A 14,128-nucleotide genomic window follows, 5' to 3' on the forward strand; every position below is an offset into this window, starting at 1 on the left:
AGAATTGTAGTGCATCGCACCGCAAGAATTGTAGAATTGAATATGGCGCATTAAAATCCGCCAAGGTGCAGCGCACCGCAAGAATTGTAGACGCATCGCACCGCAAGAATTGTAGGTGCAGCCGCGAGAGAATTTCGATCGGAAGTGGGTAGTTAAAACGAATGTCCCCCTGAACGGACCGGTCAGGGGGACATCAATATTGTGGCATTTATATTAGCCCTAAGGCTTCTGTTTCCTTAAACACCCAGTTCAGCCAGTACTTCGGAAACCTTTGCAGCAGCTTCTTTGAATTCGATCGCTGAATACACTTTCAGACCGGATTCGTTGATAATGCGTGCACCTTCTTCGGCATTGGTTCCTTGCAGACGAACGATGATAGGCACCGGAATCTCGCCGATCGCTTTGTAAGCTTCCACAACACCTGCGGCAACACGGTCGCAACGAACGATACCGCCGAAAATGTTGATCAGGATCGCTTTTACGTTCGGGTCTTTGAGGATGATACGGAAACCTGCTTCTACCGTACGTGCGTTCGCGCCACCCCCAACGTCGAGGAAGTTGGCAGGCTCACCGCCCGAAAGTTTGATCAAGTCCATGGTAGCCATCGCCAGTCCGGCTCCGTTTACCATACAACCTACGTTTCCGTCCAGTTTCACGTAATTCAGGTTATTGGCACCTGCTTCTACTTCCAATGGATCTTCTTCGTTGGTATCGCGCATTTCAGCCAATTCAGGATGACGGTACAATGCATTGTCGTCCAGGTCAACCTTGGCGTCTACGGCAAGGATTTTATTGTCGGATGTTTTCAAAACCGGGTTGATTTCGAACATCGACGAATCGCTTTCTACGTAAGCTTTGTAAAGGGAAGAGATGAATTTCACCATTTCCTTGAATGCGTCGCCTTCCAAACCGAGGGCGAAAGCTACTTTACGTGCCTGGAATGGCTGCAATCCAACTTTGGGATCGATCCATTCCTTCATGATTTTTTCAGGAGTATGTTCTGCCACTTCTTCAATGTCCATACCGCCTTCGGTGCTGGCCATGATCACGTTGCAGTTTCTGCCGCGATCCAGCAGGATCGACAGGTAATATTCTTTCGGCTCGCTTGGGCCTGGATAGTATACGTCTTCTGCAATCAGGACTTTGTTTACTCGCTTGCCTTCTGCACCGGTCTGGTGCGTTACCAATACTTTGCCCAGGATGTTGTTGGAGATGGTCCTGACATCTTCAACCGACTTAGCCAATGCCACACCGCGTTGCTCGCTGCCGACGATGCGACCTTTACCGCGACCACCTGCGTGAATCTGGGATTTTACAACATACCACTTGGTGCCTGTCTGCTGGCTCAGCTCACGTGCAACCTCCACAGCTTTATCCGGAGTGTCGGCTACGAGGCCTTCCTGAATACGCACACCGTATTTTTTAAGAACGCTTTTGCCTTGATATTCGTGAATATTCATGAGTATAAAAGTAAATTGGTATTTTCACGGCAAATTAAGGAATTAATCAAAACGGGCGTGTTTTAGACGCAATTATCTTTTCATTATGGAGCTACTTCGGGCGAGCGGGATCAGGCGTACTTACGGTTCATTGCAGGTTTTAAAAGGCATTGATCTCGAAGTAAAAAAGGGGGAAGTAGTAGCCATCGTCGGGCCGTCGGGAGCGGGGAAAAGTACCTTTCTCCACATCCTCGGAACGCTAGACCGGCCGGAGCAGGGCGAGGTGTTTATCGAGGGTGAAAACGTATTCAAACAGAAGGACAAAGACCTTGCACGCTTCCGCAACGAGAAGATCGGCTTCATTTTTCAGTTCCATAACCTTCTGGCGGAATTCACCGCGTTGGAAAACGTGTGCATGCCCGGTTATATCAATGGAAATGCCAATGAAAAGGACATTCAGGCACGAGCGAAGGAATTGCTGGAACTGCTTGGACTTAGCGGTCGCATGGATCATTTGCCGTCGCAGTTATCAGGCGGTGAGCAGCAGCGCGTAGCCGTTGCCCGCGCATTATTGAACCGTCCGGCTATTGTATTAGCCGACGAACCGAGCGGGAATTTGGATTCACATAATGCATTGGATTTGCATCAGTTGTTTTTCAAGCTACGGGAGGAGACGGGGCAGACGTTCATTATCGTCACGCACAATGAAGAATTGGCCGAAATGGCGGATAGGAGGTTAGTGATGCAGGATGGGTTAATGGTACAGCATTCGGTTTGACTCCGATAGGAGTCTCCCGACGGAGACGACACGATCTACTATCATCCCATTCTAGAAACAGGGGCCGCGCTGCGGCCAAACAAAAAACCGGCTGCCAGGAAACTGGCAGCCGGTTTTTATATGTTCCGAAGAACGGAGGCTTGATTACATCATGCCGCCCATACCGCCGCCGTGGCTGTGGCCACCGCCCGCAGGAGCTTCTTCCGGTTCGTCAGCGATCACGCATTCTGTTGTCAACAACAGACCAGCGATAGATGCTGCGTTTTCAAGAGCCAGACGAGATACTTTCTTAGGATCGATGATACCTGCTTCCAACAAATCCTGGTAGGTATTGTCTTTCGCATTGTAACCGTAAGCGCCGGTTCCTTCTTTCACTTTCTGAACCACAACAGATGGCTCCTGGCCAGAGTTGGATACGATCGTTCTCAATGGAGCTTCCAATGCAACGCGGATAATATTGATACCGGTTGTTTCGTCTTCGTTATTACCTTTCAGGTCAGCCAGAGCAGCAGTTGCGCGGATGAACGCTACACCACCACCTGCAACGATACCTTCTTCTACCGCAGCACGTGTTGCGTGAAGGGCGTCATCAACGCGGTCTTTTTTCTCTTTCATTTCAACCTCAGTTGCAGCACCGATGTAAAGGATAGCTACACCACCTGACAGTTTCGCCAGACGCTCCTGAAGTTTTTCGCGATCGTAGTCAGATGTTGTGTTTTCGATCTGCGATTTGATTTGATTTACACGTCCTGCGATTTCTTCAGGCGCGCCGTTTCCGTTAACGATCGTTGTGTTATCCTTGTCGATAATCACTTTTTCTGCTGTTCCAAGGTAATCCAAAGTGGCGTTTTCCAATTTGTAACCTTGTTCTTCGCTGATCACAGTTCCGCCTGTAACTTTCGCGATGTCTTCCAGCATTGCCTTACGACGGTCACCGAAACCAGGAGCTTTAACAGCCGCTACTTTCAATGCACCACGGATTTTGTTAACTACCAATGTAGCGAGCGCTTCTCCGTCAACGTCTTCCGCAAGGATAAGCAAAGGACGGCCGGTTTGAGCAACTGCTTCCAACACAGGAAGAAGTTCTTTCATTGAAGAAACTTTCTTCTCAGAGATAAGAATGAATGGACGCTCCAATTCAGCTTCCATTTTCTCGGTGTTGGTTACGAAGTATGGAGACAGGTAACCACGGTCGAACTGCATACCTTCCACAGTTTTAACTTCTGTTTCGGTTCCGCGAGCCTCTTCAACGGTGATAACACCTTCTTTACCTACTTTTTCCATCGCTTCGGCGATCATGTTACCGATCTCCTCGTCATGGTTTGCAGAGATAGTCGCAACCTGAGCGATTTCTTTTGAAGTAGAGATATTTTTTTTCTGAGCTTCCAGATCCTTTGTGATCACTGAAACCGCTTTGTCGATACCGCGTTTCAGGTCCATTGGGTTAGCGCCGGCCGCTACGTTTTTCACACCGATCGAGTAGATCGCCTGTGCCAATACGGTAGCAGTTGTAGTACCATCACCTGCCGAATCAGCAGTTTTGGAAGCTACTTCTTTCACCAACTGAGCTCCCATGTTTTCGATAGGATCTTTCAGGTCGATTTCTTTGGCAACAGTAACACCATCCTTAGTGATGCTTGGAGAACCGAATTTCTTGTCGATTACCACGTTACGACCGCGAGGTCCCAATGTAACTTTAACGGCGTCAGCCAGGGTGTCCACACCGCGTTTGATTTTGTCGCGTGCTTCTGTGTCAAAAAATATTTTCTTAGACATAACTTTTTAATTTGAAAAACTTTAAGAGAAACTATTGAACCTGAGTACTTTGGATTATCCGATGATAGCGTAGATATCCGACTCACGCATAATCAGGACGTCTTTTCCTTCGTATGCCAATTCAGTGCCTGAGTACTTACCGTACAATACGGTATCTCCAACTTTTACTGTAAGAGGCTCGTCTTTTTTACCGGGGCCTACTGCCAATACGGTTCCGCGTTGTGGCTTTTCCTTTGCAGTATCAGGGATAATGATACCAAATGCTGTTTTTTCTTCGGCTGGGGCAGGTTCGATCAGAACACGGTCAGCTAGCGGTTGTACATTCACTTGTATTTCTGCTAAAGTTGACATAAATATTAAACGTTTATTTTTAATTGTCAGTAATGATTAGACTCCCATCCCGATAGCACAATCTGTGCCAGCCGCTTGGCTCTGACATTTTTTCCGGCCAGTGTGACAAATTTGTATTCTCGCGTGGCGTTATAGTACTATAATGTCATTTGCGTGTCAGGAATGCTGAAATCTTGCTTTCAGTGAAGGAATTCATTAAATTTTATCGGCACCAAATTAAAAACCCTATGTCAGAGCTCGATAAAAACTGGCTTACCGAAGGAATTTTTGATTACGAATACAAAAAATATGTGCTGATGGCTTACTTTCAGCACGTCCGGGACCAGTTCACACACAACCGATTACACCCTTGTCTGCCAGAATTGAAACTGCACCTCGACACCTGTGTCAGCATTCAGAATAATAAAAGCAGGATCAGGACGGGTTTACCCAAAAATCTGACAGGAATTGACGTCAAAACCTGGCAGTTGCAGTACGAAGAAAAGCACCAGGACGATCCGTTCATGTCCGATCTGAACTACATTCTCGATTTTGCGATCCCCCGTTTTTCGAAATCGATTGAAGAGGGCTCGGAACGTTTTTCAGAAGTGGAGGAGAATGTCCGGGTTTCACCGGTGGGCATTGTGCCGTTGCATTTACAGGAAGGCTACCTGCTGTTTTTGCACACATTCCAGCCGTTGGTGAGCATTTTTCAATACCAGCTCGCATTGTACAATGCATTGAAGGAGCGGTACCTGAAAACCGTTTACGTGGATACGGTGCGCATTGGCATCGGGAATACGATCTCGCAACTCAAAATCGATCTCACCAGACGGAACCGGGAAATGCCTAACCCGGCGACGTATGTTGTAGAATCTAAGTATGAATATCCTTTGCACGAAACGCTGTTGCCGGTGGCGGAGCGGCTGATGTTGCGGGAGATCAATGTAGCTTAGATATGGTTTTAAATTATGGGCATAAAAAAATCCTGCGATTTCGTCGCAGGATTTTTCTTTTTGGCTAACGCCTCAGTTATTTCTTCGCAGTGTCGGCAGGTGTAGCAGCCGGTGTTGTTGTTCCCGCAGGAGCAGCCTCGCCTGTGGCAGGTGCAGCGCCTTCCTGTGCAGCAGGGGCAGGAGCGATTTTGCCGCCTGGTACTACTGCATTCTGGGCTCTTTCCACGTTCACGCTGTTGATGCCGGCACCGGTATTGTCGCCGCCCACCATAATATAGGAAGCCAGTGAAATGATGATCACCGCGCTTGCCAGACCCCACGTAATCTGTTCGAGAAGGTCGGTAGTCTTTTTAACACCAAACATTTGGGTAGTTCCTGCGCCGCTAAACTCGCTTGAAAGCCCTCCACCTTTTGAATTTTGGACGAGCACGACCAAAATCAACAATACTGCAACAATAGCAACCAGAATAATTAAACCCAAATACATTTTTTAAACAATTTTGAATGATTGAATGACTGAATGATTGACCGGGTCCGCCGGCGCGATGTGTGAGTGTGAAAAAACTGAACCGACCCGACTCCTTGACCTCCTGACCCCTTGACTTTTTGGACTCCGGAACCATTACGACCTCGCGTACAGCTCGCTCAATTTTTTCGCAAAGTAATTCCTTTTTTCCGGTTTTTTCAAAATCAATTTTTGATAGACGTCTATCGCCTTTTCAATTTTGCCCTGCCGGATGAGGATATTGGCAAATGCTTCTGTCTCAATCCCGCCTTCCGTGTTGCCCGCCAACCGGCTGCTCAGGTCTACGCTCACAGGTTCCAGATTGTTGTCCTGGCGTGCAATGCGCGGGTTCTTTTTCATAAAACCCTGGATGATCTGCTGCTGGCGGCGCTGCTCTTCGGTGCGCTGCAATTCAGCGGAAGCCTGTTGCTCGACGGTGCTGATCAGGATGTCGTCGCTGTCAAGTGGCTCCGGCGTGAGTTGGGGTTCGAGAATGTCGTCCACGTCCACCGTAGCGTCGTAACGCTCGTTGTCGCTTTCCACCAGTTGCTGCAATGCCACACGGCTGAGTGCGTAGGCGGCTGCGCGCGGACGGGTTTCTTCCAGCTTTTCGGTACCGGCGAGGCTCGATGCCTTGGCGAGCATCGAATAGGGGATCTGGCAGTACGGAAACGCCTTGATCGTGGCTTCCAGCTGCGGGATCACATCTGCGGTAATCAGGCCGGGGTTCTTCACCAGCTGATCAAATGTTTCCTTATCGATGAGCGCCATATTCCGGGTTGTATTGAGAAAAATTAGGTTGTTGAAATTGAAAGTTCGGGCAAGGCTTTTCCTACCAGTCGGCGGCGGATTTATTAAATATCTGCTGCACAAGGTTTTCGCGAATGGTGGGTAGTAATCGCGCTTCGTTCTGGTTAAGCGTTTGATCCTGAGGGAAATCTGCGTAGTAGGTGAACGACTGGTCGAAATTTTTGGTCTCGTCCTTTGCATTGGTGTAACGCACTTGTACGGTCACATTCAAACGGTTCAGACCCGCCTGGTCATTCGCGGTTGGTGCCGCGGGTGTTACGTCATAGCCGGTAATGGAACCTTCAAGCACCAGGTCGCCACCGCCTGGCTGGCTTACGAGGCTGGTATTTCTCTGAAAATATTCTTTCAAATCCTCGGTAAGGCGTTGTGGCAGGTCACTCGGCCCGCCGGCGGTGCCCGTCGTAAAGTTGAGCACGCTGAATGTCTTGATATCGGGAGAAAGATTGGTCCCTGTAAATGAATACACCCCGCAACCCGACATAAAAACCGGGCAAATCAGTATCAGGAATGCCCACATAACCCGGGCGCTGCTATTATTCTTCAATGTCGTATTGTTTGATCTTCCTGTATAACGTGCGCTCGGAAATGCCCAATGCATTGGCGGCGTATTTTCGCTTGTTGTTGTTCTTGCGGAGTGCCTTGATGATCATTTCCTTCTCCTTATCTTCCAGCGAAAGCGATTCTTCCTCGGCCGTCACGTGCGTAACGTCTTCAATTTCGTCGCGCTCGTCGGAATAGCGATCGAGGTCCACGGTCCGGGGTTGAGGGGGTGTGAGCAGGCGCGCCGGTTCGATAGTCGGAGTGGTAATGATCGGCTCCGAATTGTTCAGCGAGCTGAACAGCTCCTGATGATCTTTCAGGATATCGCCGCCATACTTTTCGTTTTCAAGGACATTTCTGACGAGTTTTTTCAGTTCCGTCATATCACGCCGCATATCGAAAAGTACTTTATACAAAAGCTCCCTTTCGGAAAACGAAGTGCCATTGTCATCACCCGAACGCAACGGTACCAAGGCCTTCCGGCTCGAAGGCTGCACGGGGTTCAGGTAGTGGTTGAGCGTTTCAATGCTGATCGGCAGTTCCTTGTCGGTTTCCAGGATCGTAATCTGTTCCGCAATGTTTTTAAGCTGACGGATATTACCCGGGAATGTATATTGTACCAAAAGGTCACGTGCTTCGCTATCGAGCCTTACCGGTTTGGTGCGGTACCGCTCGGAGAAGTCATTGGTAAACTTCCTGAAAAGCAGCAGGATATCTTCGCCCCGGTCGCGCAACGGAGGGACGTAAATGGGGACTGTATTTAACCGGTAATACAAATCTTCCCGGAACTTGCCATGATTTACCGCGTCGAGCAGATTGACATTCGTTGCAGCTACGACACGGACATTTGTCTTTAAAACTTTGGACGAACCTACACGGATATATTCCCCGTTTTCCAGGACGCGGAGCAACCTCGCTTGCGTTCCAAGCGGCATTTCTCCCACCTCATCCAGGAAAATTGTCCCACTGTTAGTCGTTTCGAAATAGCCTTTCCGGGCATCCAATGCGCCGGTAAATGCACCTTTCTCATGACCAAACAGCTCCGAATCGATGGTGCCTTCCGGGATCGCGCCGCAGTTGATAGCGATAAACGGCCCATGTTTGCGGGCGCTTATGCTATGGATGATTTTAGAAAATGATTCTTTACCACTACCGCTTTCACCGGTGATCAAAACCGTCAGGTCGGTCGCCGCGACTTGCACGGCCACATTGATCGCGTGGTTCAGGCCCGACGAATTGCCGATGATCCCGAAGCGGTTTTTTATAGCTTGTATTTCCGATGAATCCATGAAATATCTGAGGGCTTCCGGCTGGCCGAAAGCCTTAGTTAATTGTCAAAACGGGTTTAAAGGCAGGATAATGCATTAACCCAGAACCGGCTCGTGCTGCAACACGCGTCCGAGCAGGGTAGCGGCGTTGCAGTCGGTAATGAGCACGTCAACATATTGTCCTTTTTTATGATTTTCGCGTGGAAATACGACCATCTTGTTTTGGTCGCTCCGTCCACTGAAGTCCTCATCCGATTTTTTGGAGGGGCCTTCGATCAGCACTTTCTGAACGGTACCGAGCAGTCGCTGGTTACGTTCGAGCGAAATGCGCCGTTGTGTTTCGATAATCTCCGCGAGTCTTCTTTTCTTGACGTCTTCCGGAACGTCGTCTGCAAATTTCTTCGCCGCAAGGGTGCCTGGGCGTTCGGAATAGGTAAACATATAGCCGAAATCGAATCGGGCATATTCCATCAGCGACATCGAGTCGCGGTGTTCTTCTTCGGTTTCGGTGCAGAAACCGGCAATCATATCATGCGAGACGCCGCAATCTTCGCCCAGTATCCGCCGGATCGCGTCGATGCGGTCGATGTACCACTCGCGGGTATAGGTCCGGTTCATGATTTCCAGCACGCGGGTATTGCCGCTCTGGGCCGGTAAATGTATGTGATTGCAGATGTTGTCGTACTTTTTAATGGTATGCAACACCTCGTCGGTAATGTCTTTGGGATGGGAAGTGCTGAAACGGACACGTAACTCCGGGCTGACTTTGGCCACCATTTCGAGCAGGTTCGCGAAGTTTACCAGACCTTGCCCCGAAACTTCATTGGCCGGATCACCGCCGGGCGTCCATTTATAGCTGTCCACATTCTGCCCGAGCAGTGTTACTTCGCGGTAACCGTCGTTGAAAAGATCGCCGGCTTCTTTGACGATCGAATATGGATCGCGACTGCGCTCGCGGCCCCGTGTGAACGGTACCACGCAGAAGCTGCACATATTGTCGCAACCCCGCATGATCGAAACGAATGCGGATACGCCATTGGAATTCAACCTGATAGGGGAGATGTCGGCATAAGTTTCTTCGCGGGAAAGGAACACGTTCACACCTTTCTGTCCTGTTCCCGCTTCTTCTACCAGTCGCGGAAGATCGCGGTAGGCATCGGGTCCGGTCACGATGTCAACCATCTTTTCCTCTTCCAGAAACTTCGTTTTAAGACGCTCAGCCATACAACCGAGCACCCCGATGAGTGTTCCCGGCCTGTTCTTCTTGATGAAATTGAGATGTTTAAGCCGGTTCCTTACCTTTTGCTCCGCATTGTCGCGGATGGAGCAGGTGTTCAGAAATATCAGATCTGCATTATTGACGTCGGAGGTCGTCGCAAAACCGGCTTCGCGCATCACCGAGGCTACGATCTCGCTGTCGGAGAAGTTCATCTGGCAGCCATAGCTTTCGATAAACAGCCTTTTCTTTCCTGAAATCGGTTCGTTTTCCGAAACCCGCACTGTTTCACAGGCTTCCTTGTCCGCCTCTGTCAATATTTTTAGTGAATCTGCAATTCTATGCTCCATGAGAAGGAATTCTTAAACGCTCAAAGCGCAAAGATAGGAAAATTTGGAAGAAAACTGACAAACTGTCATATGTCCGCGACGGCGGGATGACGATCAGAACGGGTAGCCTACACCGAGGTTGATATTCAACGAATTGGCCTCCGTGCGCCGGAAAAGGTGTTTTAATCTCAACTCGTCGAGCACAAAGCGCTCCAATGCAGGATCATACACTTTCACCCCGAAATCGAAGCGCAGGATGAAGAACGAAAGGTCATAGCGAATTCCGAAACCGGTACCGACAGCCATCTCGCGGAGGAGTTTGTCTGCCTTGAACTTCTGGTCGTCAGACGTAGCATTATCGCCCAATCGCCAGACATTTCCAGCGTCTATGAACAATGCATAGTTAATATCACCGAAAAATTTGGCCAGGAAGCCCCGCCATTCGAGGTTTCCTTCGAGGAGAAATTCACCCGGGGATTCAATAGACAGATTATTATAGGTGACAGGTTTGGCGGAGCCCGGCCCCAACCGCCGGGGCAGCCATGCGCGCACGCTATTGGAACCTCCCGCGAAGAAATACTTTTCGTACGGAGGTACTTTGTTATCACCGTAACTGTAAATGGCGCCCGTATTCACACGTGCGACGAGGGCCGATTTCCTTCCCGACGGCCAGTAGCGCCGGTAATCGGCATTCCAGCGGATGTATTTGTAAAACTGTACTTCTTCCCCGGAATTCTTGTCCTTGCCCAGAATACCCCGGATCACGTCTTGCTGCCTGGGGAGAAAATTCAGGCTCGTTCCACCCGATTCCACTGCGATGCGGAAGTACTGCGCTTTTTTTTGCGGGCCTGCGAGAGAGTTGGTGTTGTAAACAAAACTTGCGTTCAGATCCGATACGAACGACCGGTTGAAGCTGTACAAAAGATTATTGCCCTGCAAGACGAGCGTATCGAGGAGCTCCTGGAAATCGTCGCGGATGTAAGTCGTGTTCAGGATGTTCAGATCGACGAGCGATACGTTGAAAAGCGTCCGGGGAGTAGGTTGCCAGGAATAGTTCGTGTTGATTTTGATGTTGGTACGTGTGTATTCGGGCCGGTTTACGTAGTTGTACCCCAGGCTTAGCTGCGTCCGGGGGTTATTGTTGGCCGTCTGCCTTTTAAACAAACTTTTCGGCGTAAGCAACCTGGGGAATGTCAGCGAAGCGGTTATACCGATTTCCTCGCTCTTGTAAATCTCCCTGTTTCCCACAAAATTCGGCACGAGCTCGATTCCACCCCGGATATTGGTTTCAAAGTTTTCCATGCCATTGAACACATTCCGGATCTTGTACGACAAGTTGGCAAATGGGCCGGGTGTACCTTGCAGCTGGATTACATTGAGGCCGAGGTCGGTCGAAATCTGGTATTTATCTAATGGTATTGCTTTGAAATAACTGTTAATACCCCGCCCGGTCGAGTCAAGGGTGTAGTTGTAATTGACGAAACGGAACTGGTCGGTGAGCGATAATTGCTGCTGGGTGTCGCGTTCTTTTTTCTGGCTGTACCAGGTTTGGGGACGAACCTGCATTTTGGAATCGAGCACTTTCCGGGAGAATTTTTTATCCGAAAACACATATTTAATGCCTTCGAAGACGCTGGTATCCTTCCGGAAAATCGAATCCGGCACACCGGACGGCGGGAGTACTTCAAAATTGACCGAATTAACGGAATAGCGCTTGTTGGCCGGTGTTGGCATATCCACTTTGACCCGCACGTCCACGGATTTGAAAAGACTATCGGTAGGCCGGTTCGTGATCGTATCGTTCACAATGTAACTGATATTCTGGCGCGAAAAGCCCATGTAACCCTCATTCCGGAGCAGTGTTTCGATGCGTACGCGTTCTTCCTCGAATGCGTCGCCATCGTAGCGCTTGCGGGGTGTTAATGCGGCGTTTTTCGAATCGACTTTGATGAGACTGTCGGCCAGTCCGTCACTGATCTGGTAGTGGATGTCGCGGATCATTGTCGCCCTATTCTCCGTCACAAGGTAATTCACGCGGATCCTTTTGAAAATCGTGTCAGGGTCGAACGCTACTTTTGCATCGAAAAAGCCGTTGTTATACAGGTACTTCTGCATTTTCTCTGCATTCTGCACCACATCTGCCTGACTGTAATATACCGGTGCTTCGCCCAGTACCCGCATCCAGAAGTTTCCCTGCGTAGCGCGCAGCTGTGCTTTTTCCAGCTTTTTGGCATACCTGGTGTTGATTCTTTCAAGCTTTCGGGGAGAATCTGTGTGTTCCTGGGATTCTTTCTGGTAATTTTGCGTCACCTCGATCACCTTGCGCTGCTTTTCCTCGCGATTGTAAAACAGCTCGCCGAAGCGGTAAAGGCCGACATAAGGGAAGATTGGGAAGCCTAGCAGCCGCCGGTTGGGTTTCTGCGGGATCAATGCTTCCAGTTCCGAATCGCTGATCACACGATTTCCCTTGATGGAAGAGTTGCCGAGTAAATAGCCTTTGGAAGTGGGTTTGGGTGCGCAGGAAAACAGTCCCGTGAGAACCAGGAAAATCAACCAGCCGTATATTGTCCTACAATTAATATTCAATGTTGTCAAAAAATCGTATCAAGTATATTAACTCTCTTAAAATCAAGAAGTACCGGCAGCTTCACGAGGCTTTCGTGGTGGAGGGTGCCAAAAGTGTACTGGAATTGCTGGATTCTGACTTTGAAATTGAGTTTGTACTGGTAACAAAGGAATTTCAGCAAAAATACTCAAGTATTTTAACCCGCCATAACCCGGCCCTCGAAACGGTTACTGCGCAGGAGCTGGAAGGGCTGGGATCGTTTCAGACCAATGATTCATGCCTCGCTGTCGCTAAAACGAAGGAAAATGCGTTCTTGTCTCCCGCACCGCGTGAATATATGCTTATGCTCGACGACGTGCGCGACCCGGGTAACCTGGGCACCATTATCCGCGTTGCCGACTGGTATGGCATTACCAAAATCGTATGTTCCCGCGATACGACCGACATTTACAATCCCAAAGTCATCGCCGCCGCCAAAGGCTCTTTTACGCGTGTAAATCTCTACTACACCGATTTGATCCAATATTTTGAACAAATAAAGGGCATACGGCAACAAGTGATAGGTGCATTCCTGGGAGGTAGTTCACTGTACGAATTCGAATACCCTCAGCATGGCGGCATTATTGTAATGGGCAACGAATCCAACGGTATCAGCGAGCAGGTGGGCCAATTTGTGACCGACAAAATCATGATACCGCGCTTTGGAGAGGCCGAATCACTCAATGTCGGTATTGCAACCGCCGTGATGCTGGATAATATGCGGAGGCAAGTGCCGCTTTGAGTCGCTACTCGTGCGCGGCGTGATGCGAAAGCTCCTCCGCGTACTCCTTACCGAGGTAATTGTCGATAAAATAATGGGCTATGTACAAAAGCGGTGTCAACAGGATCGCGACCACGCCTTTATACAGGTAATTGATGGTTCCCACCGAAAAGACGAGTTTCAAATCCCAATTCCCGAAAACATAAAACGCAATCCCGATCACTACGAAGCTGTCGATCAGCTGTGAAAACATGGTCGAGCCTGTTGCGCGGAGCCAGATGTACCGGCCACCGGTTTTTCTGCGGAGCCACGAAAATACGAGGATATCCAGCAACTGACCGAGCAAAAAGGCCGTGATCGACCCGATCATAATACCCAGTCCCTGGTTGAAGATCTTGGAGAATGCGTCGTTGATATTGAATGTGTTACCGTGGCTGTCGGTATTATTGAGATCGAGCCAGAACTGCGCGGGAGGAAGCTGGGTGGCTACGTAGATGATCATAAACGTGTAGACGATCAGCGCCGACGTGACATAGGAAATCCTTTTGACGCCCTTGCGACCGAAATACTCATTAATAATGTCGGAAGTGATAAACACCACGGGCCAACTGATCACCCCCGCCGTCATATTGAAGTCGAGCTTCTGGCCGCCGATCGGTAACTGGGCCGGTGCGATGCCCAAAAGGGTCTCCACTGAAAATATTTTACCGCCGATAATCTCCGCGATAAGCGCGTTGGTGAGAAAGATACCGCAAAGGAGGAGGAACAGCCGTTGGCGTTTGGCCTCCTGAATGGTTCTGTCGGGTATGGTCATCGGGCGATAGGTACTTTCAGTGGAGGTATAGGTTTAAAATT

The 14,128-nt window shown here is 49.4% G+C and carries 13 protein-coding genes; 3 read left to right on the top strand and 10 right to left on the bottom strand.

Going from position 1 to position 14,128, the window contains the following annotated elements:
• Window positions 1-236: 236 nt before the first annotated feature.
• Window positions 237-1,460, bottom strand: coding sequence for an ADP-forming succinate--CoA ligase subunit beta (sucC, locus tag BMW93_RS09900; protein ID WP_090375034.1), 1,224 nt, complete (start codon window positions 1,458-1,460; stop codon window positions 237-239).
• A gap of 85 nt (window positions 1,461-1,545) precedes the next feature.
• On the opposite strand from sucC, the gene BMW93_RS09905 reads away from it, so the two are divergent.
• Window positions 1,546-2,217 carry an ABC transporter ATP-binding protein gene (locus BMW93_RS09905; RefSeq protein ID WP_090375035.1) on the top strand — a complete coding sequence of 224 codons (672 nt, stop codon included), beginning with the start codon at window positions 1,546-1,548 and terminating at the stop codon, window positions 2,215-2,217.
• Between the two features lie 144 nt (window positions 2,218-2,361).
• Here BMW93_RS09905 and groL read toward each other — a convergent pair whose 3' ends face one another.
• Window positions 2,362-3,993, bottom strand: a complete 1,632-nt coding sequence (groL, locus tag BMW93_RS09910; RefSeq protein WP_090375036.1) for a chaperonin GroEL — start codon at window positions 3,991-3,993, stop codon at window positions 2,362-2,364.
• 54 nt (window positions 3,994-4,047) lie between these two features.
• Window positions 4,048-4,344 (bottom strand): co-chaperone GroES, encoded by a 297-nt coding sequence (gene groES, locus BMW93_RS09915; RefSeq protein ID WP_019940524.1) that lies wholly within the window; start codon window positions 4,342-4,344, stop codon window positions 4,048-4,050.
• A gap of 227 nt (window positions 4,345-4,571) precedes the next feature.
• Between groES and BMW93_RS09920 the strand changes: the two genes are divergently transcribed.
• Window positions 4,572-5,279, top strand: a complete 708-nt coding sequence (locus tag BMW93_RS09920) for a hypothetical protein (protein WP_090375107.1) — start codon at window positions 4,572-4,574, stop codon at window positions 5,277-5,279.
• Window positions 5,280-5,355: 76 nt separating this feature from the next.
• Here BMW93_RS09920 and secG read toward each other — a convergent pair whose 3' ends face one another.
• The 6 genes from secG to BMW93_RS09950 form a co-directional block, all read right to left on the bottom strand.
• On the bottom strand, window positions 5,356-5,766 hold the full coding sequence (gene secG, locus BMW93_RS09925) for a preprotein translocase subunit SecG (RefSeq protein WP_090375037.1): 411 nt from the start codon (window positions 5,764-5,766) through the stop codon (window positions 5,356-5,358).
• A 135-nt stretch (window positions 5,767-5,901) separates the two neighbouring features.
• A complete protein-coding gene (locus BMW93_RS09930; RefSeq protein ID WP_090375038.1) occupies window positions 5,902-6,555 on the bottom strand; it encodes a hypothetical protein in 654 nt (217 codons plus the stop codon).
• A 61-nt stretch (window positions 6,556-6,616) separates the two neighbouring features.
• Window positions 6,617-7,138 (bottom strand): LptE family protein, encoded by a 522-nt coding sequence (locus BMW93_RS09935; protein WP_229240311.1) that lies wholly within the window; start codon window positions 7,136-7,138, stop codon window positions 6,617-6,619.
• Window positions 7,128-8,423, bottom strand: coding sequence for a sigma-54-dependent Fis family transcriptional regulator (locus tag BMW93_RS09940; protein ID WP_090375040.1), 1,296 nt, complete (start codon window positions 8,421-8,423; stop codon window positions 7,128-7,130). Before BMW93_RS09940 ends, BMW93_RS09935 begins: the two co-directional genes overlap by 11 nt.
• A 75-nt stretch (window positions 8,424-8,498) precedes the next feature.
• Entirely contained in the window at window positions 8,499-9,968 is a 1,470-nt protein-coding gene (gene miaB / locus BMW93_RS09945) for a tRNA (N6-isopentenyl adenosine(37)-C2)-methylthiotransferase MiaB (protein ID WP_090375041.1), read from the bottom strand.
• Between the two features lie 93 nt (window positions 9,969-10,061).
• Window positions 10,062-12,500: a BamA/TamA family outer membrane protein gene (locus tag BMW93_RS09950; protein WP_090375042.1), complete on the bottom strand. Its 2,439-nt coding sequence runs from the start codon at window positions 12,498-12,500 to the stop codon at window positions 10,062-10,064.
• Between the two features lie 32 nt (window positions 12,501-12,532).
• On the opposite strand from BMW93_RS09950, the gene BMW93_RS09955 reads away from it, so the two are divergent.
• Window positions 12,533-13,294, top strand: a complete 762-nt coding sequence (locus tag BMW93_RS09955; RefSeq protein WP_090375043.1) for an RNA methyltransferase — start codon at window positions 12,533-12,535, stop codon at window positions 13,292-13,294.
• Between the two features lie 4 nt (window positions 13,295-13,298).
• On the opposite strand, the gene BMW93_RS09960 is transcribed toward BMW93_RS09955, so the two are convergent.
• Entirely contained in the window at window positions 13,299-14,087 is a 789-nt protein-coding gene (locus BMW93_RS09960) for a queuosine precursor transporter (protein ID WP_090375044.1), read from the bottom strand.
• Window positions 14,088-14,128 lie beyond the last annotated feature (41 nt).

This window comes from Dyadobacter sp. SG02 (assembly GCF_900109045.1).
Classification (GTDB): Bacteria; Bacteroidota; Bacteroidia; order Cytophagales; family Spirosomataceae; genus Dyadobacter.